The sequence below is a fragment of the Enterovibrio qingdaonensis genome (genome assembly GCF_028683135.1).
GTDB classification, from domain to species: Bacteria; Pseudomonadota; Gammaproteobacteria; order Enterobacterales; family Vibrionaceae; genus Enterovibrio; species Enterovibrio qingdaonensis.
Genome location: NZ_JAJUBB010000009.1, coordinates 1 through 25,078, shown reverse-complemented (window position 1 = coordinate 25,078; position 25,078 = coordinate 1). Strand labels below are relative to the sequence as shown.

Here is a 25,078-nt window from a genome sequence, read left to right as displayed (position 1 = left end):
AGGACTTGTCATGGCGGACATGATTGCGCTTAACCAAACCCATCTCAAACAACTAGAGAACGAATCTATTCATATCATTCGTGAAGTTGCCGCTGAGTTTGATAACCCTGTCATGCTCTACTCGATTGGCAAAGACTCCGCGGTAATGTTGCACCTTGCCATGAAAGCCTTTGCGCCCGGCAAGCCGCCGTTTCCTTTGCTGCATGTTGATACCACTTGGAAGTTTCGCGAAATGATCACGTTTCGCGATGCCTTGACCAAAAAACTGGGACTGGAGTTGCTGGTTCATATTAACCAAGACGGTGTCGATATGGGGATCGGTCCCTTTGAGCACGGCAGTGCGAAACATACCGACATAATGAAAACCCAAGCCCTAAAACAGGCTCTCGACAAATACGAGTTTGATGCGGCCTTTGGTGGAGCTCGGCGTGACGAAGAAAAAAGTCGCGCCAAAGAGCGGGTCTACTCGTTTCGCGATAAGCATCATCGCTGGGATCCGAAAAACCAGCGCCCAGAGCTTTGGGATACCTACAACGGTCGCGTGAATAAGGGCGAGAGCATTCGCGTCTTCCCGCTCTCCAACTGGACCGAGTTAGATATCTGGCAATACATCTACCTAGAAAACATCGACATCGTTCCTCTTTACTATGCAAAAGAACGTCCCGTTGTAGAACGAGATGGCACGTTAATCATGGTCGATGACGACCGAATGCCGTTAGAAAAAGGCGAAGTACCACAAATGAAGTCGGTGCGCTTTCGAACGCTAGGATGCTACCCCTTAACAGGGGCCGTAGAGTCCACCGCGGCAACACTCCCTGAAATTATTCAGGAAATGTTGCTGACCAAAACCTCCGAACGACAAGGCCGTGTCATAGACCACGATCAGGCCGGTTCGATGGAACAAAAGAAACGAGAAGGCTACTTCTAAAAGGCCTCATTTAGAAATATATGGAATTTGCTTGTCTGCCCAAAGGAGTGACTCATGAGCCATAGTTCTGCGCTTATCGCGACGGACATTGAAGCTTATCTCCATCAGCATGAAAATAAAGATCTGCTGAGGCTTCTCACCTGCGGCAGTGTCGACGATGGAAAATCGACACTGATCGGCCGCCTGCTTTACGACACAAAGTTGATCTTCGAAGATCACCTATCATCGCTGCATAAAGACAATGCGCGCGTTGGAAACGCTGGGGATGCTCTCGATCTCGCGCTATTGGTAGACGGTTTGCAATCAGAGCGAGAGCAAGGCATTACCATTGATGTCGCCTACCGCTATTTCTCCACAGAAAAACGTAAGTTCATCATCGCCGATTGCCCCGGACATGAGCAGTACACCCGCAACATGGCTACCGGAGCCTCCAACTGTGAGTTGGCCATTGTGATGGTCGATGCGCGCAAGGGGCTGCTCACGCAAACGCGAAGACACAGCTATATCGTCAGCAAACTCGGCATCCGTCATGTGGTAGTGGCCATTAATAAAATGGATCTCGTCGATTATGACGAGTCCGTTTTCACCTCCATTAAAGCAGAATACCAAACCATGGCGGAGCACTTAGGGATCACCGATGTCCACTATGTGCCCATCTCCGCACTTGAAGGCGATAATGTGGTATCCGTCAGTGAGAAAATGGATTGGTATCAAGGCGAGTCATTGATGTCTTTACTAGAAGGCGTTGCGATCAGCTGCGATCAGAACCTTGAACACATGCGCTTTCCCGTTCAGTTTGTAAACCGCCCCAATGACGGATTTCGTGGTTACTGCGGCACACTGGCTTCAGGTATCTTGCGCCAAGGCGATACCATCGTCGCACTGCCTTCAGGCCAGCAAAGTAAAGTCAGCCGAATTGTTACGTACGAGGGAGACCTCAATAGCGTGGCACCTAACAATGCCATTACCGTCACTCTGGAAGATGAAATAGATATCTCTCGCGGTGACATGCTTGCGCATCCTGATACCGCGCCAGAGCTGTCTGATCGGTTTGCGGCATCATTGGTTTGGATGTCACAAGACCCACTAAAGGTGCAGCATGATTACGACTTCAAATTCGCGACACACTGTGTCACTGGGCGTATTAGCAGCATCTCGCACAAAATAGATATCAATAGCTTTGAAACACAACCTGCAACCGCACTTGCCCTTAACGAGATTGGTTTAGTCGAGCTCCATGTGAATGCAAACGTTGCGGCTGACAAATATGCAGATATCAGAAAAACAGGAGCCTTTATTGTTATTGATAGGCTCACCAACATTACTGTCGCTGCAGGAATGGTAGAAGCGATACATGCCCCACAAGATGAAGGCACCAAGCGACAATACTCTGCCGCCGAAATTGCGTTAAACCGATTTATTCGCGAGCACTATCCCGAGTGGGAAACGAAACCCATCGACTAATTCGGGGCTAAATGTGAATACCGTGACGCTACGAACCGATAACGAAAAAGTGGCCCTGAGAACCGTAAAGGTCCTGCATATTATTAACGACCTTTCTCGTAATGGTGGTGCCCAACGCTTTGTCATTGACTTGGTATTACCACCACCTGCGGGCTATGAAATTCGCGTGATCACACTGGACGATGACAACGACTTCAAGCAAGAGCTAGAGTCGCAAGGCATTGTCTGTTTCGTGTGGGATTCTCTGTCGCTGAAAGAAAAGTGGCAGTTATTGAGATGGCCGGATTTAGTTCATGGCCATCTTTTTCCGTCCATTTATATCGCATTGGCTGCGTTTGGAAAAAAACGTATTCAAACCGAACACGCTACGCATAATAGACGGCGAGACCATGTATGGCTCAAACCCTTCGAGGTTTTCCTCTACTGGCGATATAACGTCACAGTATGCATTACTGACCAAGTTAAACAGGCACTTGAGTCTTTTGTACCTTGCTGTAAAAGCCACTACGAAGTGATTTTCAATGGCGTGGATCTGACGAAATTTCCACTACGCCCCAAACAATTACCCCCAAAAAACGCAAAGATAAAGATTGGCATGGTTGGGCGTTTTCATGCTTATAAAGATCACCCAACCCTTATTCGAGCATTACGTCAACTTCCACTACACTACGAGCTTCACTTTGCGGGGGATGGAGACCGAAAAAAAGAATACCAGCAACTCGTCAAGACGTTAGAGCTTGAGGATCGCGTGGTGTTTCATGGTGTCCAAAAGGACATTCCTGCCTTTTTGGAAACACTCAATCTCTATGTTCAGAGTTCAACCGTTGAAGGGTTTGGTCTGGCAGCGGTTGAAGCTATGGCCGCAGGCGTCCCTGTTATTGCGACTCGTGTTGATGGAATGAAAGAAGTCATAGGCAACGACGCGTACCTATTTAACGTGGGGAACGACACTGAGCTAGCTGAAAATATCCACGCACTGTGCACCCAACCAGACGCCTATCACAATGCCGCCGAGTATGCCGTTTCTCGTTGTCAGCACTTTACGCTGCAGTCTTTCCGCTCGCAGTACTACGAGACATACCAGAGGCTGTTTAATGGCTAGGTCTATTGAGCATCTGGCCGCATTTGCCGTGATACTTTTCTTTATTCCATGGCGAGTATCCATCGCAAATGTTGATTTGTATCTCGCGGACCTGTTGGGGATTGCCTCGATTGGCTTACTCGCTATCACTACCCTGCGAGGACGACTGCTACGCAGTACCATCACCGCATCCACCTTCATCATTGTGTTTGTTCTTTATATTTTTCTTAGCGGTTTGTACAACAACGTTCCAGCCAAACTCATTCTCATTGAAATGGTGCAATGGCTCTCTATTGCGGCTTTTCTCGGCGTTCTACACCAAGAGAACCTTCTCGCGTCACCGCGATTTCTGTCTTTGGTCGCCCTCTATGCATTTGGCGGTGCTTGCTACACTGCGGCTTGGCACCTTAGCCATCCTGAATTTAATGACTTTAAGCACCTAGAAAACACCAAGTACTTTTTTGGTTTCTGCTTCGCAATGCTTTATGTCATGCGACACCAAATCCGATTTAGCCACCTTTTTTTATTTATCGCTTTGGTTTTGCTGCTGATGTCGGGTGAACGCAAAGCCATGTTTGGTGTGGCAGCCATTTTGCTGGCCGACTACCTATTCTGCCGCCCAATCCCTGCTCAGCAGCAAGACAATCTTCAAGCAATGCTTATGTTTTTCTTAGCAGGCGTCGCATTAGCTGCGTTTTCATCTTGGTATATATGGGGAATCCAGCCGTTTCTTGATGCTATCGAGTTCAATCGCTACGACGTGCTTTTTGCCGATCAAAACGAAGCGCAGTGGAATTCTGAACTGTGGCGGAAACTCTTGCTCGCCAATGGCTTTGAGCTTTTCTTGTCTCATCCGTGGATTGGGGTCGGGCCGAAAATGCTGCCCGATTACTTAGCACCGTTCTTCCTAAACCCTAACCTCGCCATCTATACCCACAACTTTGTGTTAGATGTCGCCATCGAATATGGCACCGTCGGACTCGTCATTTTAATCGGGGGCTTCTTACGTGGAGCGCGTCGTCTTTATCGACAGCGAGCCCAAAACCCCGTCGCCTTCTTACTGGCAGTCTACATTCTCGCCATGGTGCTGTTCGTTGCTGTAAATAGCACCATTATGCTTATGTTTCTGTTGCCTTTTTTCGTCAACACTCGCGTTGAAACGCTGTCTCCGGTTCCTCCGAAAGCTGCATTCATCAAAACAACCGTTACTGTTCATCGTCCTCATATCAAGCCAAGGAGAAGCCATGATAGCTAGTCTTTCCCGTCAAAAAGCCTTCGACCAGCGATTGAAAGATCCGCGATTTGTATTGGTCTATCAAATGGGAAAGGTTGGCTCATCATCCATTGAGGCGTCGCTTGAACAAGCCAGCATCCCAAGCTGGCATATTCATACTTTTGATGACAATGAAGAGTTTCAGATGTACCGAAACACGGCCGACGTGGCTTGCTTTTTTGATTGGCACGTTCGGGCTGGGTACAAACTAGCGTTGGCGCATCGCAGGCGTATCCTGCAAAAAAGGCCGTCTTTAAAGATCATTACCTTGGTGCGCGACCCCGTCGCGACTGTGGTATCCCGCTTCTTTCAAGACCTTCATATTCAATTTGTCGCAGGAAAGAAAAACGAAGCCATTCATGGTGACATGGATAAAACCTTGACCCATCTCGTTCACGCGTTTGAACAACACGTTCGGTTGGATTACTTCACTAATTGGTTCGACAGAGAGCTAAAACGCCACTTTGGTGTCGACATTTTGCAGCATGTGCATGACTCGACCCAAGCTCATTGGACTATTGAAGAAGGAGGCCGCGAAATACTTCTTATGAAGTGTGAGGCCATCAATGATTCAGCCGCCGCGTTGTCAGCTTTCTTGGCTGCACCCGATTTTGTTCTGACCACCAGCAATGACTCCGCGAACAAGTGGTATTCCGAACTCTATCGCCAGTTCAAAAGCACCTATCGTTTTGAAAAATTGTTCCATTTGTACGATGCGCCTTTGTATCAGGCCGTCTACAGTGAAAATGAAAGAAATGCGTTTAAAAATAAATGGGGGCAGTGATGAAAACCGTACTCCATATCACCGAAGCATTCGGCGGAGGCATTCAAACTGCGCTTTGCAGTTACGTTCGCTCTACCGCAGAAGATCCCATTCGGCATCTTCTCTTCGCTCGAAAACGTAAACAAGATGACATTGATCTGGCGTTTGAAGAATTATTCAGCGAAGTCCAAACTGTGGACGGCAGTCTGCTCACCTTTTTCAAAAACGCGAGAAAAGCGGTACTGCAAACTCAGCCTGACATCATCCACTTGCATTCAAGCTTCGCAGGCTTTCTCGGACGATACCTGCCTAAAGGAAACGCAAAAATCGTCTATACCCCGCATTGCTATGCCTTCGAACGCCGTGACATTTCTCCGTCCATACAAAGAATTTATATGACGCTCGAAACCTTGGGCCTCTCTCGTATTGATCTTGTCGCCGGATGCAGTAAAAGAGAGTGTGAACTGGCTTTGGAGTTGGGTGCCAAAAAAGCTATCCATCTCAACAACTACGCCGAAATTGATTCGATATCTTTTACCTCGGGTACGGCACCAAAACCAAACACACATGGCCCATTTAACGTTGTGGTGGTCGGTCGTATCTCACCACAAAAAGACCCCGCCTTTTTACTGGACACGCTCATCAACCTTCAGCTGTACCCTGAAGGAAGACACGTCACTTTACATTGGCTCGGGGGCGGCCCCCCAGAAATGGAGAAGCCGCTATTAGATGCAGGTATTAAGGTCTCCGGTATGATCCCGCATACGCAGCTGATGCAACGCCTCAATGACGCAGATTTGTACCTGCACACCGCAGCATGGGAAGGTATGCCGCTGACGCTATTGGAGGCCGCCAAACTGAATGTTCCGATGGTATTGCGCATCATTGGTGCCACCCAAAATTTGCATTACCCGTTTATGGTTAGCACGCCAGAAGCGATGGCCAAACAAATCGTCAATTTTTGTCGTCGTCCCGACCATCCTGACTATCAACAGTCACTTGAAGCCATCAACGCCACTTTCAGTGCGGAAAAACAACGGGCGGCTCTAAACACAATTTACGGTAACTAGGGTATGGCATGGGCTGTAGGACTACTGATCCTGTTTTTGCTGGTAACACTGCTACTCACGGAGCTTCGCCCCGCTTTAGTATTTGGCATGGTATTCATTGCCTTGTTATTGCTAGATATCGTGCCTGCCGAGCAACTGTTCTCCAATTTCGTCAACCCGGCGCTTATCGTGTTAGTGCTCTTGGTCTTAATGTCCGTGGTATTGGAGCGCACGACTCTCGTTTCTCAGTTAGGCGCGTGGTGCACGAAAGGAAACCTTCGAGGTGTAACGCTACGCACTACCCTTTCTGCGGGGTTACTGTCTGCGTTTATCAATAATACGGCGGTAGTTGCCGCACTGATGCAACGCATCGCCAATAGCCAACACTCGACAAGTAAGCTATTGATCCCCTTATCGTATGCTGCCATATTGGGTGGCACGATGACCCTTATCGGTACGTCAACGAACCTCTTGGTCAACGGCTTTACCTTAAATGCTGACTTACCTGAATTAGGCTTTTTCGATTTCAGTCTTGTCGGGGTGCCTTTGTTTTTGATGGGATTGGCTATCATTGTGTTGGTTTCACTTCACCTGCTTCCTGGCAAAAAAGCAGCGACGGAAGGTAACGCTGAAAACTACTTTTTAGAAGCCCAAGTCGCCGTAGACTCTCCTCTCGTTGGGCAAACTATCGAAGCCATCGGTCTCCGGCATCTCGAACAGCTGTTTCTGGTGGAGATAGTCAGGCATCACAGGTGTATTTCACCTGTGTCTCCATCAGAGCCACTGCAAGGCGGTGACACTCTGGTTTTCTCTGGTGATATCAATGCCACCAGCTTGCTCTCACGTTTTTCTGGCCTCTCCTTGTATACAGAACACGCCTCTGCGCGCGACAGTAATCTTGTCGATGTTGTGGTGGCTCCCAATGCCATGGTGTCGGGTAAGACCATTAAGTCACTAAACTTTAGACGTCAGTTCGGTGCGGCTGTCGTCGCTATCAAACGCGGTGATCACCAACTGAACGGCGGGTTAGGTCAAATTCGTTTGCGCGGCGGAGATTTGTTAATTCTGGCAGTGGGTGATGACTTTTTTTCACGCGGCAGCGTCAGTCAAAATTTTGTTGTCGTGGGGAATCGAAATCAGACCACGTCTTCGCTAAGCCACACTGAGTCACTTCTATTTTGTTGCGCTGCGCTGACGGCACTGGCAGCCAGTCTGGCAAGTTTACTGCCACTTTATAAAGGCCTTATTGTTTTGCTCGCTATCGCAATTGCGACAAAACTCACTTCCATCCATGAGCTTCGTCGTCGCTTTCCTTTTGAGTTGGTATTGGTGATTGGCTCAGCACTAGGGCTAGCTCAAGCAATAAGCCTCACGGGGCTCGCTGACAATGTCGCGTCGCACATCCTTGAATTAGGCCAACATAGCAGCCCATTCGGAGCGATGGTAATCTTGTATATCGCAACGTGGTTAATGACCGAGCTTATTACTAACAATGCCGCTGCCGCTATCTCATTTCCCATCGGGCTTGCCATCGCAAACCAGTTCAATGTTGATCCCTTGCCCTTTATCATGACGGTAGCATTTGCAGCGAGTGCGAGCTTTCTTTCACCTTTCGGTTACCAAACCAACCTTATGGTGTACTCCGCAGGTCGCTACAAGCCGCGAGATTACTTTAAAGCAGGGTTACCACTCTCTATTTGTTATGGACTTGGCGTGATTGCGTTAGTCCCCGTTATGTTCCCTTGGTAGGTCATCTCGTGTTATCAGCATTCATTAACCGCTTTCAATCTCTCTCCTCAGAACGTAAACAATTGTTGGTTCATACTGGATTGGCTGGCATCTTCCGTGTGCTATCTGCCAGTGCGGCATTTTTTCTCAGTGTTGCAGTGGCCAGAATCCTTGGCCCGACTGAGTCCGGTTATTTTTTTCTGGGGCTCGGATTGGCAACCATGCTGGGGACTCTCTGCTTGTTAGGCTTGGACAATGCCCTACTGCGTTTTATCGGCCATGCTTATGCGGAAAAAGACATGGACACGACCAATCATGTGTTTTCCTATGCCTATCTCTCCGCTGTTCCCGTTTCATTTGCCACTGGCATTGCGGTTTACCTTGCGACACCTTGGTTGGCCCAATCTGTTTTTGATAAGCCAGACGTTGCCCCAACATTGCGATGCTTCGCGCTGGCCATCCCCTTTATCACTTTGTACCTACTAAACGGCTACGCGTTACAGGCTGCGCGGAAAGTGATCGCTGCGGTCTGTTCAATGCAATTAGGGGTCACTGTTCTCACTTTGCCAGTGCTTCTGATGTTACCTAACGATGATGCCACTGCTGACACCGCAGCACTGATCTATCTGGTTGGGTCTGCTATTACTGTCATTGTTGGTCTTGGGCTATGGCTTCGCATGCCACAACACCGATTTGATGTCCGCCCTCGCGCCATGCCTGAGCTTTGGTTTTCTTTACCTAGCTTGTGGCTCATTTCAGCGACCGGGCAAGCCCTGCCATGGGCATCTATCGTTGTTGTTGGGCTTTTTAGCTCGACAGAAGACATCGCCTTGTTTTCAGCAGCGCAACGCACTTCACTACTGATAAGCTTTATGCTCATGGTGGTTAATTTTGTCGTCGCGCCCCGATTCTCTGCCCTTTATCACTCTGGGAAAATTGACCAATTGAGAAAGCTCGCACAATTTTCCACGCGCCTAATGATTTTCATATCACTGCCAATATTGGCGGTGATCTTACTCTGGCCACAAACCATCATGTCTTTGTTTGGTGAGCAGTTCGAACAAGCAGGCGTGCTTTTGGTTATTTTAGCTATCGGACAAGCTATCAATGTCACAACAGGTTCCGTCGGCTTTCTATTGACCATGTGCGGGCATGAGCAGGACATGCGAAACATCACTGTGCTTTCTGGGCTGTTTACACTGTCTCTATTGTGTTTACTGACACTCAAAATGGGAATTCTAGGGGCCGCGATTGCAGTCAGTATTGGGGTTTCGGCTCAAAATTTGTGTGCGCTCTATGCCGTCAAACGACGACTTGGGTTTATTCCTGTGGGATAATAAGAAAAGGCAAGGTATTGCATATCTCTTCAATCGCCAGACGTTTAACGAAAGGTTAGATATGCCCGTACTGAGATAATTAGACAAAAAGTAAACAGATAATGATATCATGCGCTTGCCTAAGGTTTTTTACACCCATTCCAGTTAGTTGGATGTAATAGTTAAGGATACCTGATGATTAAAAAGTGTTTGTTCCCCGCAGCAGGCTACGGTACGCGTTTTTTACCCGCGACCAAATCTATGCCGAAGGAAATGATGCCGATCGTAAACAAGCCTCTCATTGAGTACGGCGTTGACGAAGCATTGGAAGCTGGCATTAACGGCATGTGCATTGTAACAGGCCGTGGTAAGAACACCTTGATGGATCACTTCGATAAAAACTACGAATTGGAACATCAAATCAGCGGTACCAACAAGGAAGAGTTACTAGAAGACATCCGCGCAACCATTGATGCAGCGTCGTTCACTTACATTCGCCAGAAAGAAATGAAAGGCTTGGGTCATGCCATCCTAACCGGACGTGAACTGGTCGGTGACGAAGCGTTTGCCGTTGTGCTTGCGGATGACCTTTGTGTTAATAAGAACGATGGCGTTCTCTCGCAAATGGTCGCACTATACAAACAATTCCGTTGTTCCATTGTTGCCGTTGAAGAAGTGCCAGAAGATGAAACCCATAAATATGGTGTCATTTCTGGTCAGGAAATTAAGGACGACCTGTTCCGCGTTGACAACATGGTTGAGAAACCAGAACCCGGCACTGCGCCAAGTAATTTGGCCATCATTGGTCGTTATATCCTGACGCCAGATATTTTCGAAATTCTGGAGAATACCGAACCGGGTAAAAATGGCGAAATTCAAATCACTGACGCCCTGCTAAAACAAGCGCAAAGCGGCTGTGTTCTTGCCTACAAATTCAAAGGCGAGCGTTTTGACTGTGGTAGCGTTGAAGGCTTCATCGAAGCAACTAACTACTGCTACCAGAATATCTATCTCAAGTCTGACGCGCCTAACAAGCCTCAAAAAACAGTGAAGTGCGGCTGATCGACTCGTCGTCAAACGCCGTAAAAACTGACACATTGCAAAATCAAGAAAGCTGTATATTTATACAGCTTTCTTCTTTTTCATTCCGCCATAATATGTGATACTTCACTCTCCAATCATTCTCAGATGCAATTCTGACTAGAAGGCAAGGTAGACATGGATACGATTGACGTCAGAGGGGCTCGCACCCATAACTTAAAAAACATAAACCTGACGATCCCGCGCGATAAGTTGATTGTGATTACTGGCCTTTCAGGCTCAGGTAAGTCTTCACTCGCGTTCGATACCCTCTATGCAGAGGGGCAACGCCGCTATGTAGAGTCGCTGTCTGCCTATGCCCGTCAGTTTTTGTCACTGATGGAAAAACCGGATGTCGACCATATCGACGGTTTATCTCCTGCAATTTCAATTGAGCAAAAATCCACCTCACATAACCCGCGCTCAACGGTTGGCACAATTACGGAAGTCTATGATTACCTCCGCCTGCTTTACGCACGCGTCGGTGACCCGCGCTGTCCAACACACAATGTGACGCTTCAAGCGCAAACCATCAGTCAAATGGTGGACAAGGTCTTAGAACTCGAAGAAGGCACAAAATTGATGCTGCTCGCCCCTATCGTGAAAGAACGTAAGGGTGAACACGTAAAGACCATTGAAAATCTGGTGGCACACGGCTTTATCCGCGCCCGTATTGATGGCGAGGTATGCGACCTGTCTGATCCTCCAAAGCTGGAGCTCCACAAGAAGCACACCATCGAGGTCGTGGTTGATCGCTTTAAAGTCCGAGACGATCTTCAGCAGCGTCTGGCTGAATCTTTCGAAACCGCCATTGAATTAACGGGGGGAACTGCCGTTGTCAGCTATATGGATGGTGATGGCGACGAGTTGATTTTCTCCGCAAGCTTTGCCTGCCCACATTGTGGGTACAGCATGCAAGAACTGGAACCTCGCCTGTTCTCATTTAACAATCCAGCAGGTGCCTGCCCTACCTGTGATGGCTTAGGTGTACAGCAATATTTCGATGAAAATCGTGTCGTGCAGAACGAAGCGGTAAGCCTTGCTGGCGGTGCGATTCGTGGCTGGGATCGCCGTAACTTCTATTATTTTCAAATGCTCACCTCGTTGGCAGAGCACTATGAATTTGATATTGAAACACCGTGGCAGGATCTCCCAAGTAATATTCAGGGAGTGGTGCTAAATGGCTCTGGAGCGGTGGACATCGCATTTAAATATGTAAACGACCGCGGTGATATCACCGTTCGCAAGCATCCGTTTGAAGGCATCCTGAACAACCTTAATCGCCGCTACCGTGATACTGAATCGATGGCCGTGCGTGAAGAATTGTCGAAATACATTGCCAACAAACCGTGTGCAAGCTGCGGTGGTTCTCGTCTTCGTGAAGAAGCACGTCACGTGTTCATTGGCGATACTAACCTGCCCGCTATCTGTGAAATGAGCATTCACGAAGCATTGTCATTTTTTGCCAATCTTGCCCTCGAAGGACAACGCGCAAAAATTGCAGATAAGGTATTGAAAGAAATTCATGACCGTCTCAATTTCCTCGTTAACGTAGGTCTCAACTACCTCAACCTGTCGCGCAGCGCGGATACGCTGTCGGGAGGTGAGGCACAGCGTATTCGTTTAGCAAGTCAGATTGGAGCAGGCTTGGTTGGTGTCATGTATGTTCTAGACGAGCCCTCAATTGGTCTCCACCAGCGCGATAATGAACGTCTGCTTGCCACCCTTGATCACCTGCGAAATCTTGGCAATACCGTATTGGTTGTTGAGCATGACGAAGATGCGATTCGCGCTGCAGACCACATCATTGATATCGGTCCAGGGGCAGGGGTTCACGGTGGCTATGTCGTTGCTGAAGGGACCTATGAAGACATCATTAAAAATGAAAACTCCTTAACGGGTCAGTACTTGAGTGGCAAAAAAGCCATAGAAGTGCCAATCAAACGCATTCCTTACGACAAAAAACGCGTCGTAAAACTGAAAGGTGCAAGCGGTAACAACCTGCAAAATGTCGACCTGACGTTACCTGTCGGGTTATTTACCTGTGTAACAGGCGTATCAGGCTCCGGCAAGTCGACACTCATCAACGATACTTTCTTTAAAATCGCACATCATCGCTTGAACGGTGCGACCACAGGTGAACCCGCGCCGTTTAAAGATATCGAAGGGATAGAACATTTCGACAAAGTTATCGATATTGACCAAAGCCCGATCGGTCGCACGCCGCGCTCGAATCCCGCCACTTATACGGGTATTTTCACCCCAATACGTGAGCTGTTTGCAGGCACACAAGAAGCGCGCTCTCGCGGCTACAAAGTGGGCAGGTTTAGCTTCAATGTCAAAGGTGGACGCTGCGAAGCGTGTCAGGGGGATGGCATGATTAAGGTTGAGATGCACTTCTTGCCTGACGTCTATGTGCCGTGTGACGCCTGTAAAGGAAAACGCTACAACCGTGAAACCCTCGAGATCCGCTATAAAGGAAAAACCATCGACGAAGTGCTTGAAATGACCGTCGAGGATGCGAGGCAGTTCTTTGACGCAGTTCCCGCCATCGCCAGAAAACTGCAAACACTGATGGATGTTGGTTTATCCTATATCCGACTAGGTCAAGCAGCGACCACCTTATCAGGTGGTGAAGCGCAACGCGTAAAATTGGCACGAGAGTTGTCCAAACGCGATACGGGTAAAACGCTGTATATCTTGGACGAACCCACTACCGGCCTTCATTTCCACGATATCCAGCAATTGTTGACCGTACTTCATCGTCTTCGAGACCATGGCAATACCATTGTCGTGATTGAACACAATCTGGATGTCATAAAAACTGCAGACTGGATTGTGGACTTGGGCCCGGAAGGCGGCAGTGGCGGTGGCATGATCATCGCACAAGGTTCGCCTGAAGATGTCGCGAATGTTGAAGGGTCTCACACAGCAAGGTTCCTTAAACCTTTGCTAAAGCAAAAGGCATCATAGGCCGATAGCGACAGCTCGCTATCGAATGAATATCAGCATGCAAACAACTCGTTTTCATCTCCACTGGCCATCTAAAGTGGCCAGTAAACCGCTACTTAAACCTGTGCTGTTTTCCATGGCAGCACTGTTTTTATTGTGCTTACCACTCAATCAAGTACCGTTAAACGTTGAAGGAATACAGCACCCTTCGGTTGCGTTAACGTTTCTGTTGGTGATCACCGTTATCTGTTTTGGCCTGTTTGAAGTTGCCAGACAAAAGCGTTTTAGTACCACAAGCATTACGTTCTGGTTAGCCGTTGCCAGTGTATTGGGAGTCATACCCGCATTTTATGCTCACTCAGCACCTTCGGCTGCAATATGGCATGTAACAGGCATTGTGTTAGCTTTTGCCCTTTTCAGTACCCTGCAACAATTCAGCTTTAACCATGTACAAAGACAATATCTGCTGTGGCTTCCCCTACTTTCTGGTTGGATTGTTTCTATCCCTTATGTTGTCCCAAACATACTGTCTTTGGTTGAACTTCAAGAGGTATACACTCACCCAACATGGCTGGATAAAGATACGCTCAGTGTTACTCTGCTGACATCTCTAGCACTGTCTGCTTATTTGTTGGCAAGAACGAAAGCCTATAAACGCAACCTAGTTCCGTTGCATTTTCTGTTGTTCGCGACACCTCTCATCACCATCATCGCGTTAATGACACTGAAGCAGCCATGGCTCATTACTATCACCTTGTTGTGCGTGATACTCCCCCAGCCATTTTTGTTTAAGTTCAGCCCACGCCTACATCATGGAATTTGGAACCTCGCAGTATTATTAGGCTTTTTGACCGCAGGTATTATCGGTGCCTTACCGCACGCAGCATTATTCTCCCCGCTGTTTGCAGAATCTGAAGCATCACTGCTCGGTCAGATTTTCACCTTGCTCTCCTCTGCACAATTTCAAGGCTTAGGGTTAGGACAAAGCCAAACGTCTCTGCTGATACTTAATCTGAACGCACAAGAACATCTAGCCCCTTACGCATTTACACCAAGTTGGTTAATGATGATGGCGGCTGAAGGTGGGATTGCCGTTTGGTTGTCACTTGGCGTGGTCATCACCATGACGTTTAGACGACTATTAGACGCGCCGAATGGTACTCGCTTAATGTTGTTTGCGATTTTATTGCCAGCATTACTCGGTATGACCGCGACTGCATTTGCGCAAAGCAATCCGATTTTGCTTGTCTTGTTTATCGTGTTGCTCTACTGGGTGGACAACCTGACTGCAAGATACTCGCGCCATATTACGCGACCTTCACTGGCAATAAAGGTAATAGCGTCAACCTTGCTTACCCTCTCGACGATCACCGTAGTCAGCTCCGTATATCTCGGTCAGCAGGCGGCCCAAGCTCATGGCCTCAGCACGTATAAACTGACCCAATATCAGTTCCACCCGTGGTGGAAGACCCATTTTGAAGATGAGGTGGCAACGCGAGTATTTCTGAAAAATGTTGAGAGTAATGATCTTCGTGCTCAAAGACACTATCTCGCACGCCTTACCCAAAAGGTATCATCCAGTCCATCGGTGAAGGGCTACCAGAACTTGATTGATGTAGCTGTGCTGACAAACAACATGGCAATTGCTCATCAAATTAAAGAAGAGGCGAGCCAGTTGTTTCCTCACCATACATTCCAGCCTAAACGCTTTGAATAAAAAAAGGCCCAGGTAATAAAATACCTGGGCCTTTTTTAACAAAACCTAATTAGCTAGCTAAGAACGTCTTTTAAGGCTTTGGCGCACAGTGCCACGTTTTCACGCTTTGCTGCGTAGCCCATTAAGCCAATACGCCACGCTTTGCCCGCAAGTGCACCGAGTCCCGCTCCGATTTCAAGGTTGTAGTCATTAAGCAACGTTGAGCGCACAGCAGCCTCATCAATACCTTCAGGAACGGCAACAGCATTAAGTTGTGGCAAACGATGTTCTGCTTCAACCAAGAACTGAATGCCAAGCGATTCAAGCTCTGCTTTCAATAGTTCATGCATATCGCGATGACGCTGCCAAGCATTCTCAATCCCTTCCTCTTTAAGCATCAACAACGACTCATGCAATGCATAAAGGCTGTTTACTGGCGCGGTATGGTGATAGCTTCGCTTACCTTCGCCACTCCAATACCCCAGCACCAGACTCTGATCCAAAAACCAGCTTTGTACTTTCCCACTGCGCTTTTGCATCTTCTCTACCGAACGAGGAGAGAAGGTTACCGGAGACAAACCCGGTACACAGGAGAGGCATTTCTGGCTGCCAGAATAGACCGCATCAAGTTGCCATTCATCCACCAGCAACGGAACACCACCGAGTGACGTCACAGCATCAACGATGGTCAAGCAGCCATGCTTTCTCGCTAACTCAGACAATGTCTTTGCATCAGACAACGCCCCCGTAGAGGTTTCAGCGTGAACAAAAGCCACGATGGATGCCTCAGGGTTATCAAGCAACGCTTGTTCAACTTTTGCCGGATCAACAGGCTTGCCCCAATCATCATCCACCATTACCGCTTTGGCCCCGCAGCGTTCAACGTTTTCACGCATACGATCACCAAACACGCCATTTCGGCATACAATCACTGTCTCACCTGGCTCAACCAAGTTCACAAAGCATGTTTCCATCCCTGCACTACCGGGGGCTGACACCGCGATGGTAAAAGCATTTTCCGTTTGGAATGCATACTGAAGCAGCGATTTAACTTCATCCATCATACCGACAAATAATGGGTCCAAATGTCCGATTGTAGGCTGCGCAAGAGCCTGTAACACTCTCGGCGAAACATCAGAAGGCCCCGGCCCCATCAAGGTTCGGCGCGGCGGAATAAAACGTGAAATCGTCATGGTCAGCACTCCATATGCTTTCAATATTTACTGTTACCCTAACACCCCCAGCGGCCCATCGAAAACCGTCAAGCATGAGAAACACTATCCCTATCAAGCTTCTTTTGAGAGATGCACTGTAAATATGATGAAATTTGGTGCATCGGAGAATTGACAATGCGGTTACAAACATTTATCAATAGAGGGCAAATTTTGTGCAGTGCTTTACTGCGCAGTGACAGAAGAGGCGCGTCTACCAGGTAGTCGGATTGCGGAGCCCCAACTCCAATGCAGTCTGATCAGGGGGTAAGACGCCGAGACAATATCCAGCCTTGGGGGCTGATATGTCGGTCTGGAAGGTTGAATCCTTCGGACTGTCATCTCATTCGAGATGGAGTGCTTCTGGAGAAATAACCTTTCTTCTGACTAGCTCACCTTCCTCTTCTGTCTACTCATTGACGTTTTTAAGGACTATTCCATTCGCGATTATGGGAGACAAAAGGAAGTGAACGCATTAACTGTCGCTAAATTTGGCGGTACAAGTGTCGCCGATTACGCAGCCATGACAAACTGCACATCGGTAATCAAAGGGAATCCAGATACTCGTCTGGTCGTTATCAGTGCTTGTTCTGGTGTCACGAATCTATTGGTAGAGTTAGCCAATGGTGTTGCCGACCCGCAGCGAAAAGAAGCCCTGCTAACACAATTGGCTGAAATACATTTCAGCATTTTGAAGCAACTGCCTGACGCTCCATCCGTCGCATCCGCGGTGAACCAAATTCTCGATGACGTAGCAACTTTCGCTGCGGCTGCAGACGAAGCACCATCGGATAAAATCACCGACAGCCTCGTCGCCTGCGGTGAATTGATGTCTACCTACATTTTTACCCACCTTCTCAATACCCAAGGCATCGAAGCCGTGCGTTTTGACGTGCGTGAAGTGCTCAAAACCGACGACGTTTTCGGTAAAGCAGCACCAGATCTAATCGAAACATCACATCATGCACAAACCGTTTTACGTCCACTATGTGACAAGCAAGTTGTGGTGATTCAAGGGTTTATTGGTTCCGATGTAAAAGGCAACACCACGACGTTAGGGCGTGGTGGCAGTGACTACAGTGCGGCCTTATTGGCTGAAGCGGTTCAAGCGACAACACTGGAAATTTGGACGGATGTTCCGGGTATCTATAGCACTGATCCTCGCGTCGCACCTGCGGCAAAGCCGATTGATGAAATTAGCTTTAGTGAAGCATCAGAAATGGCAAATTTTGGTGCCAAGATTTTGCACCCCGCCACCTTGATCCCAGCCATGCGCCAAGACATTCCCGTTTTTGTTGGGTCATCAAAAGCCCCAGAGAAAGGTGGTACGTGGATACGTCGTGAAGCTCAACAGTCGCCTCTTTTCCGCGCTTTAGCACTGCGTTGCAACCAAACCATGGTGACCTTGACCAGCCTTAACATGTTCCATGCATATGGCTTCTTGGCTGAAGTATTTAACATCCTCGCGAAACACAAGGTGTCAGTAGATCTCATTACCACCTCTGAAGTCAGTGTGTCATTAACGTTGGATCAAACCAATACCAAAGGTGGTGCACCTAACCTACCGAAAGCAGCCGAGAAAGAGCTTTCTGAACTGTGTCGTGTCACCGTAGAGCAAGACATGTGTCTGGTCGCTCTGATCGGAAATCACATGGGAGAATCTCGCGGGTCGGCAGCGAAGATCTTCGGTGCGTTGAAAGATTTTAATCTGCGAATGATTTGCTACGGTGCAAGTAACCATAATCTGTGTTTTCTAACCAACACTGACGAGTCTAAAGACGTGGTCAAAGCCCTTCATAAAGAGCTGTTTGAATAACCTCTTAGCCAAAAGAAAAGGGCGCTGTATGCGCCCTTTTTTTGTCAGACTTAGCCGTTAAGATTAGGCCCTAGCCACTTCTCCGCCTCGATCAGATCCCAGCCTTTACGATCGGCATAGCTGTCACGCTGATCTTCTTGGATCTGCGCCACCGCAAAGTAGCGAGAGTCAGGGTGCGAGAAATACCAGCCAGATACCGACGCGCCGGGCCACATCGCATAGCTTGTCGTCAGTGACATCCCAATGTTCTCTTCGACCTCAAGAAGCTCCCACAAGCTGCCTTTCTCCGTGTGTTCAGGACACGCAGGGTAACCCGGTGCAGGACGGATACCTTGATACTTCTCTCGGATAAGGTCGTCATTAGACAAGTTCTCATCAGATGCATATCCCCAGATCTCTTTTCGGACACGCTCGTGTAGGTATTCTGCAAACGCTTCAGCTAAGCGGTCAGCGACGGCTTGGATCATGATAGCGTTGTAGTCGTCACCTTGCGCTTTATACGCATCAGCAAGCTCACGCTCCCCAATACCACCAGTCACAGCAAACGCGCCAATCCAGTCTTTCTTACCGCTTTCTTTCGGTGCGATATAGTCTGACAAGCAGTAGTTGAACCCTTTAGGCTTCTCAGTTTGCTGGCGCAGGTTATGCAGCACTTTCGCCACTTCCGTGCGCGACTCATCGGTATAGACTTCGATGTCATCACCGACACTCGCCGCAGGGAACATGGCACACATGCCCGCAGCTTTCATCATCCCTTCTTTCTCAACACGATCGAGAAGGTCATTGGCGTCTTTAAACAAACGTTTCGCTTCTTCACCCACTTCTTCATGATCGAAAATGGTCGGGTATTTACCGACAAGCGACCACGTCATAAAGAACGGCGTCCAGTCGATATAATTGCGAAGTGTTGCCACATCGAAGTCTTCAAACACATGTACACCCGGCTTAGCAGGAGCTGGCGGCGTGTAGTTGTCCCAATCAATCGCCACTTTATTCGCGCGCGCTTTTTCAAGCGTAACTGGCTTGGTCCGAGGACGCTTACGCGCGTGTTGCTCGCGAACCACGTCATAATCCGCCTGAAGTTTCTCGACGAATGCAGGCTTGAGCTTCTCGGATAATAGAGAAGAACACACACCAACCGCACGGGATGCATTGTTGACGTACACCACTGGCTGATTGTAATTCTGCTCTATCTTCACTGCCGTGTGTGCTTTAGATGTTGTCGCACCGCCAATTAACAATGGAAGATCAAAGCCAAGACGCTCCATCTCCTTGGCAACGTGTACCATTTCATCCAGTGATGGCGTTATAAGGCCCGACAGACCAATGATGTCGACATTTTCTTCCTTGGCGACTTTAAGGATTTTATCGCAAGGCACCATCACCCCGAGGTCGATGATTTCGTAGTTATTACATTGAAGAACCACACCAACTATGTTCTTGCCGATGTCATGCACATCGCCTTTCACGGTCGCGAGCAAAATTTTACCGTTAGAACTGCCCGCTTGTTTTTCAGCATTGATGTAAGGCTCTAGGTGCGCAACGGCTTGTTTCATCACACGCGCCGATTTAACAACCTGCGGCAGGAACATTTTTCCTTCGCCAAACAAGTCACCGACGACGTTCATGCCATCCATCAATGGTCCTTCGATGACCTCAAGCGGCTTCGACGCATTTACGCGAGCTTCTTCCGTATCTTCAACGATGAATTCGGTGATGCCTTTAACCAGCGCATGCTCAAGGCGTTTTTCTACTGCCCATGTACGCCATTCTTGCGCAGATGCATCTTCTTCTTTTCCGACTGCGTTCTCACGGTATTCTTCGGCAAGCTCAAGTAATCGTTCCGTCGCGTCATCACGTCGATTGAGAACGACATCTTCTACTGCCTCACGCAGTTTATCCGGTACGTTGTCGTAGACTTCCAACTGGCCGGCGTTAACGATGCCCATGTCCATGCCGTTTTTAAAACAGTGATACAAAAACACAGCATGAATCGCTTCGCGAACGTAATTGTTTCCGCGGAAAGAGAAGGAAACATTCGATACGCCACCCGAGATCATCGCATGCGGCAAGTCGCGCTTAATGTCTGCGACGGCTTCAATGAAATCGACGGCATAGTTATTGTGCTCATCAATACCCGTCGCGACAGCAAAGATATTCGGGTCAAAAATGATGTCTTCTGGCGGGAAGCCAACTTCATCAACAAGTACGCGGTAGGCTTCCGTACAAATTTCAGTTTTGCGTTCGCGGGTGTCGGCCTGCCCAACTTCATCAAACGCCATCACAATAACAGCAGCACCATAGCGACGAATAAGTTTCGCCTGCTCGATAAATTTCTCTTTCCCTTCTTTTAACGAGATAGAGTTAACAATACCTTTGCCCTGAATACACTTGAGGCCAGCTTCAATGACCTCCCATTTTGACGAGTCGACCATGATTGGTACTTTGGAGATTTCAGGCTCCGAAGCACACAGATTCAGAAAGCGCACCATGCACGCTTCTGCATCCAGCATGCCTTCATCCATGTTGATATCGATGATCTGTGCGCCGTTTTCAACCTGCTGACGCGCAACATCTAACGCTTCGTCATAAAGCTCTTCTTTTATAAGACGCTTAAATCTCGCCGAACCCGTTACGTTGGTGCGTTCACCGACATTGATAAACAGGGTTTCTTTTTCAATGGTCAGCGGCTCAAGGCCAGAGAGACGACAGGCTACGTTGATATCTGGCAGTGCACGCGGCGTCACCGTTTTGGTCACTTCGTACATGTGACGAATATGCTCCGGCGTCGTGCCGCAACAGCCACCAATCAAGTTTAAAAAGCCGCTTTCTGCCCACTCTTTGACATGCTCTGCCATATCTTCTGGTGAGAGATCGTATTCGCCAAACGCATTCGGCAGACCGGCATTGGGGTGCGCAGAGACGAACGTTTCAGAAATGCGAGATAACTCTTCAACGTAAGGGCGAAGCTCATCAGGCCCCAAAGCACAGTTCAGACCAAAAGAGATTGGCTTAACATGTCGCAAGGAGTTGTAAAATGCTTCGGTCGTCTGGCCTGAAAGTGTTCGCCCAGAGGCGTCGGTGATCGTACCGGAGATCATCACAGGCAAGTCAAAACCCAGCTCTTCAAAGACTGAATCAACAGCAAAGGCACAGGCTTTGGCATTCAAGGTATCGAATATGGTTTCGATCAAAATCAGATCCGCCCCACCTTTAATAAGTGCGCGCGTTGATTCTGAATATGCAGTAACGAGCTCATCAAAACTCACGTTACGATAGCCAGGGTCGTTTACATCGGGAGAGATAGAACAGGTACGGTTTGTTGGGCCAAGCACGCCCGCGACAAAGCGCGGCTTATCCGGGTTCTTTGCCGTCCACTCATCCGCCACTTCGCGGGCAAGTCTCGCCGCTTCGACGTTGATTTCTTCGCTTAGGCTTTCCATGTCGTAGTCAGCCATTGCGATAGTCGTCGCATTGAAAGTATTGGTTTCGAGGATGTCTGCCCCCGCTTCCAAATACTCTGCGTGGATATCTTTGATAAGCTGCGGCTGGGTGAGCACTAAAAGGTCATTATTTCCTTTCAAGTCGCTGTGCCATTTGGCAAAACGCTCACCTCGGTAGTCGTGCTCTTCGAGCTTGTACCCCTGGATCATGGTACCCATACCACCATCGATGATCAGGATACGCTCAGCTAATAATTTTTTTAGTGTTTCCTTACTACTCACAGCCACAGATCCTTCTTGTATTGCATGCTTTTTCCATAGTATCACACACCAAATGGAAATCTAGACGTCCAATCCATGACCCTGTTATTTAATTTGCATAAATATCCGAGATTTGATGTGGTTTTCTGCAATACATAGATTTATATTCTTTTACACTTTTCGTACGTTATCTGATCACAACGGGGTCTTTCATGACCGTCTATACAACGCTTTGTTTTCTCGCCGCAGCAGCCATGCTGATCGCTTTTATCAATAGCAAAATCGGACAAATGCAAACCACTATTGCGATTACTGCGGGGGCATTGATCCTTTCCCTCGGTATCGTTATTTCAGGTCACAATGACTGGTTCGATTTAAAAGGCTTCGCTGCCAATACGCTCAACGAAATCCATTTTGATGATTTCCTTTTGAAGGGCGTCTTGGGCTTCCTGCTGTTCGCTGGCGGCTTAGGCATTAAATTACCAAACCTGAAAGATCAGAAGTGGGAGATAGCCGTTCTCGCAATGGGTGCGACCTTGGTCTCAACCTTTTTTATCGGCGGAGCCGCTTGGTTATTCTTCCAGCTGATCGGGATTCCTTTCGCCTTTATTTACTGCATGTTATTTGGTGCGCTGATTTCTCCAACCGACCCGATTGCTGTTCTCGCTATCGTCAAGAAGCTAAATGCGCCTAAGCGCATTTCAACACAGATAGAAGGTGAGTCATTATTCAATGATGGCTTTGGTTTGGTTATCTTTATGACCTTATTCACCGTCGCTTTTAGCGGTGAAACACCAACAGTGCTAGGCGTAGCAGAACTATTTTTGCACGAAGCTATTGGCGGCATAATTTACGGTTTCTTCTTGGGGCTGCTGTTCCATTATTTAATTTGCCACACAGACGACCACTCAATGGAACTGCTGCTGACGCTTGGTATTCCGACAGCGGGATATGTGTTTGCCAGTCTCATTGGTGTATCAGGGCCTCTGGCGATGGTAGTTGCGGGTATTATGATTGGCAATTGGACTCGCTATATTGGCTTCTCTGCAGAAAGTGAAGAGCACCTTGACCACTTTTGGGAACTAGTCGATGAGTTCCTAAATGGCATTTTATTCTTGCTGATTGGCCTCAGTATGCTGACATTCACCTTCCACAAAGAAGACTGGATCATGATGGCCTTTGCGATTCCTCTCGTTCTTCTTGGCCGCTACCTCAGCGTTCGTCTGTGCTACCTTGGCTTTAACCGCTACCGTCATTACAACCCGTACTCAGTGAAAATTCTGACTTGGGGTGGGCTGCGCGGAGGCTTGGCTATAGCAATGGCGATGGCTGTGCCAGCGGGTTACATGGTTCTTCCAGAAAAGAACATTGATGTCCGAGAAATCATCCTAGTCATGACTTACGCCGTCGTCGTATTTTCTATTCTTGTCCAAGGGTCGACAATCACGAAGATGATAGAAAAAGCCAAGGTCGCAGAAAGGGACATGACATTAAGCCCTCAGGTAACCGCTACCAATAAGACTGAGTCAGAGCCTCAAGGTAATTAGAAAACAAACGCATACGTACAAAAAAGCCAGCTTTCGCTGGCTTTTTTATTATTCGTCTTTGGTAAACGCTGACTCGGCAAAGTGGTCGAGATCGTACGGTGTTTGCTGGTATACGCAGTAGTTTAGCCAATTCAGAAAAAGAAGATGGCCATGGCTACGCCAACTCACATAAGGCTCTTGCGTCGGGTCATCATCCGGGTAGTAATTTGATGGTACCGCTGGCTCCATTCCCTCACCGACATCACGCACATATTCATTGTGTAGCGTGTGAGAGTCATATTCCGGGTGTCCCGTCACAAACACATTTCGCATATCTTTAGTCGCTGCTAAATACGTTCCTGCTTTATCTGACGTTGCGAGAATATCAAGGTCGGTATGCTCAGCGAGATACGCTGGAGAAAAATCTGCGTAGCGGGAGTGCGGCGCCAAGAAGGTGTCGTCGAATCCCCTTAATATAGGGTTATGACTATGATCTTTATTCGTGCGGTGATGATAGACCCCTGAGAGCTTTTCTTTACGTGTCTTTTTGGGTAAATCATACAGTAACTTCAAACCTGCCTGCGCCGCCCAACAAACATAAAGCGTGGAAGTTACATGCTCTTTCGCCCAGCTCATGATGTCTTTTAAGTGATCCCAGTAAATTACATCTTCAAACTGAACCAATCCCAATGGCGCACCAGTAACAATCAGCCCATCGAAGTTACGTTCTCTAATTGCCTGAAACTGTCTATAGAAAGTATCTAAGTGCTCTGTAGGTGTATTGCGGGTTGGTCTGTCATCAATGCGCAGAAGCTCGACATCTACTTGCAACGGACTGTTAGAAAGAAGACGCATGAATTGAGTTTCCGTCTCAATTTTCTTAGGCATCAAGTTTAGTAACAGCACTTTCAATGGGCGAATATTTTGACTTTCCGCTCGAGAAGCAGACATGACGAAGATGTTTTCCTGACGCAAAGTGCTCGCGGCGGGTAACTGATCAGGAATTTTAATAGGCATCTTAAATGGCTCCCTTTTTAAGATGTATAGACGTCTAGAATTCCAATAACACTATACCAAGGCTAAAGCGTGTTCAAGCCCAAATGTGAGATCGATCTTTTTACGTTAACTTTTCGAGGGGCTAATACGTTATTTTAGGGGAGATAAAACGAAGAAACCCGCAGCGTTTCCGCTACGGGTTTGAAGAGGTATCTGGCAATGTCCTACTCTCACATGGGGAGACCCCACACTACCATCGGCGCTGCAACGTTTCACTACTGAGTTCGGCATGGAATCAGGTGGTACCATTGCGCTATGGTCGCCAGAAAAAATTTTTAAAACTGGTGCTGATACCCAGATTCGAACTGGGGACCTCACCCTTACCAAGGGTGCACTCTACCAACTGAGCTATATCAGCGAATTTGTATCCAAATAAAGTCTTACGCTAGCTGCTTTATTTAGTCTTCACTTTTTAAAAAAGTGAAAGAAAATTTG

General features: G+C 48.0%; 16 protein-coding genes, 1 tRNA gene, 1 rRNA gene and 1 riboswitch. Of the genes, 13 read left to right on the top strand and 5 right to left on the bottom strand.

Going from position 1 to position 25,078, the window contains the following annotated elements; genetic code table 11:
- The first annotated feature begins 10 nt into the window (after positions 1-10).
- The 11 genes from cysD to LRP49_RS13420 all read left to right on the top strand — a co-directional run bounded on the left by cysD (position 11) and on the right by LRP49_RS13420 (position 15,351).
- Entirely contained in the window at positions 11-928 is a 918-nt protein-coding gene (gene cysD / locus LRP49_RS13470; RefSeq protein WP_274142828.1) for a sulfate adenylyltransferase subunit CysD, read from the top strand.
- Between the two features lie 54 nt (positions 929-982).
- Complete coding sequence (gene cysN / locus LRP49_RS13465) at positions 983-2,392, top strand: sulfate adenylyltransferase subunit CysN (RefSeq protein WP_274142827.1); 1,410 nt, start codon at positions 983-985, stop codon at positions 2,390-2,392.
- Positions 2,393-2,405: 13 nt separating this feature from the next.
- Positions 2,406-3,494 (top strand): glycosyltransferase, encoded by a 1,089-nt coding sequence (locus LRP49_RS13460; protein ID WP_274142826.1) that lies wholly within the window; start codon positions 2,406-2,408, stop codon positions 3,492-3,494.
- The gene (locus tag LRP49_RS13455; RefSeq protein ID WP_274142825.1) at positions 3,487-4,728 is read left to right on the top strand and encodes an O-antigen ligase family protein; all 1,242 of its coding nucleotides are present in this window, start codon (positions 3,487-3,489) and stop codon (positions 4,726-4,728) included. The genes LRP49_RS13460 and LRP49_RS13455 overlap by 8 nt, the downstream gene beginning before the upstream one ends.
- Positions 4,718-5,530 carry a putative capsular polysaccharide synthesis family protein gene (locus tag LRP49_RS13450; protein WP_274142824.1) on the top strand — a complete coding sequence of 271 codons (813 nt, stop codon included), beginning with the start codon at positions 4,718-4,720 and terminating at the stop codon, positions 5,528-5,530. Before LRP49_RS13455 ends, LRP49_RS13450 begins: the two co-directional genes overlap by 11 nt.
- Positions 5,530-6,579 (top strand): glycosyltransferase family 4 protein, encoded by a 1,050-nt coding sequence (locus tag LRP49_RS13445; RefSeq protein WP_274142823.1) that lies wholly within the window; start codon positions 5,530-5,532, stop codon positions 6,577-6,579. Before LRP49_RS13450 ends, LRP49_RS13445 begins: the two co-directional genes overlap by 1 nt.
- A gap of 3 nt (positions 6,580-6,582) precedes the next feature.
- Positions 6,583-8,307: an SLC13 family permease gene (locus LRP49_RS13440; RefSeq protein WP_274142822.1), complete on the top strand. Its 1,725-nt coding sequence runs from the start codon at positions 6,583-6,585 to the stop codon at positions 8,305-8,307.
- 8 nt (positions 8,308-8,315) lie between these two features.
- Positions 8,316-9,623 (top strand): MATE family efflux transporter, encoded by a 1,308-nt coding sequence (locus tag LRP49_RS13435; protein WP_274142821.1) that lies wholly within the window; start codon positions 8,316-8,318, stop codon positions 9,621-9,623.
- 174 nt (positions 9,624-9,797) lie between these two features.
- A complete protein-coding gene (galU, locus tag LRP49_RS13430) occupies positions 9,798-10,664 on the top strand; it encodes a UTP--glucose-1-phosphate uridylyltransferase GalU (protein WP_274142820.1) in 867 nt (288 codons plus the stop codon).
- 156 nt (positions 10,665-10,820) lie between these two features.
- The gene (gene uvrA / locus LRP49_RS13425; protein ID WP_274142819.1) at positions 10,821-13,655 is read left to right on the top strand and encodes an excinuclease ABC subunit UvrA; all 2,835 of its coding nucleotides are present in this window, start codon (positions 10,821-10,823) and stop codon (positions 13,653-13,655) included.
- A gap of 37 nt (positions 13,656-13,692) precedes the next feature.
- The gene (locus LRP49_RS13420; RefSeq protein ID WP_274142818.1) at positions 13,693-15,351 is read left to right on the top strand and encodes a Wzy polymerase domain-containing protein; all 1,659 of its coding nucleotides are present in this window, start codon (positions 13,693-13,695) and stop codon (positions 15,349-15,351) included.
- A 53-nt stretch (positions 15,352-15,404) separates the two neighbouring features.
- On the opposite strand, the gene LRP49_RS13415 is transcribed toward LRP49_RS13420, so the two are convergent.
- Entirely contained in the window at positions 15,405-16,523 is a 1,119-nt protein-coding gene (locus LRP49_RS13415) for a pyridoxal-phosphate-dependent aminotransferase family protein (protein WP_274142817.1), read from the bottom strand.
- 213 nt (positions 16,524-16,736) lie between these two features.
- Positions 16,737-16,912, top strand: a riboswitch (Lysine riboswitch).
- A 95-nt stretch (positions 16,913-17,007) separates the two neighbouring features.
- On the opposite strand from LRP49_RS13415, the gene lysC reads away from it, so the two are divergent.
- The gene (lysC, locus tag LRP49_RS13410) at positions 17,008-18,357 is read left to right on the top strand and encodes a lysine-sensitive aspartokinase 3 (RefSeq protein WP_274142816.1); all 1,350 of its coding nucleotides are present in this window, start codon (positions 17,008-17,010) and stop codon (positions 18,355-18,357) included.
- Between the two features lie 50 nt (positions 18,358-18,407).
- On the opposite strand, the gene metH is transcribed toward lysC, so the two are convergent.
- Positions 18,408-22,082 carry a methionine synthase gene (gene metH, locus LRP49_RS13405; protein WP_420791571.1) on the bottom strand — a complete coding sequence of 1,225 codons (3,675 nt, stop codon included), beginning with the start codon at positions 22,080-22,082 and terminating at the stop codon, positions 18,408-18,410.
- Positions 22,083-22,273: 191 nt separating this feature from the next.
- Here metH and LRP49_RS13400 point away from each other — a divergent pair, with 191 nt between their 5' ends.
- A complete protein-coding gene (locus tag LRP49_RS13400) occupies positions 22,274-23,608 on the top strand; it encodes a cation:proton antiporter (protein ID WP_274142814.1) in 1,335 nt (444 codons plus the stop codon).
- Positions 23,609-23,656: 48 nt separating this feature from the next.
- Here LRP49_RS13400 and metA read toward each other — a convergent pair whose 3' ends face one another.
- The 3 genes from metA to LRP49_RS13385 all read right to left on the bottom strand — a co-directional run bounded on the left by metA (position 23,657) and on the right by LRP49_RS13385 (position 25,001).
- Complete coding sequence (metA, locus tag LRP49_RS13395) at positions 23,657-24,604, bottom strand: homoserine O-acetyltransferase MetA (protein WP_274142813.1); 948 nt, start codon at positions 24,602-24,604, stop codon at positions 23,657-23,659.
- A 190-nt stretch (positions 24,605-24,794) separates the two neighbouring features.
- A 5S ribosomal RNA gene (rrf, locus tag LRP49_RS13390) occupies positions 24,795-24,910 on the bottom strand.
- Between the two features lie 15 nt (positions 24,911-24,925).
- Positions 24,926-25,001, bottom strand: a tRNA-Thr gene (locus tag LRP49_RS13385).
- Positions 25,002-25,078: the final 77 nt, after the last annotated feature.

Coding starts and splice junctions, on each gene's coding strand:
- cysD (WP_274142828.1), top strand. CDS start 11: ATGGCGGACATGATTGCGCTTAACCAAACCCATCTCAAACAACTAGAG.
- cysN (WP_274142827.1), top strand. CDS start 983: ATGAGCCATAGTTCTGCGCTTATCGCGACGGACATTGAAGCTTATCTC.
- LRP49_RS13455 (WP_274142825.1), top strand. CDS start 3,487: ATGGCTAGGTCTATTGAGCATCTGGCCGCATTTGCCGTGATACTTTTC.
- LRP49_RS13450 (WP_274142824.1), top strand. CDS start 4,718: ATGATAGCTAGTCTTTCCCGTCAAAAAGCCTTCGACCAGCGATTGAAA.
- LRP49_RS13445 (WP_274142823.1), top strand. CDS start 5,530: ATGAAAACCGTACTCCATATCACCGAAGCATTCGGCGGAGGCATTCAA.
- LRP49_RS13440 (WP_274142822.1), top strand. CDS start 6,583: ATGGCATGGGCTGTAGGACTACTGATCCTGTTTTTGCTGGTAACACTG.
- galU (WP_274142820.1), top strand. CDS start 9,798: ATGATTAAAAAGTGTTTGTTCCCCGCAGCAGGCTACGGTACGCGTTTT.
- uvrA (WP_274142819.1), top strand. CDS start 10,821: ATGGATACGATTGACGTCAGAGGGGCTCGCACCCATAACTTAAAAAAC.
- LRP49_RS13420 (WP_274142818.1), top strand. CDS start 13,693: ATGCAAACAACTCGTTTTCATCTCCACTGGCCATCTAAAGTGGCCAGT.
- LRP49_RS13415 (WP_274142817.1), bottom strand. CDS start 16,523: ATGACGATTTCACGTTTTATTCCGCCGCGCCGAACCTTGATGGGGCCG.
- LRP49_RS13400 (WP_274142814.1), top strand. CDS start 22,274: ATGACCGTCTATACAACGCTTTGTTTTCTCGCCGCAGCAGCCATGCTG.
- metA (WP_274142813.1), bottom strand. CDS start 24,604: ATGCCTATTAAAATTCCTGATCAGTTACCCGCCGCGAGCACTTTGCGT.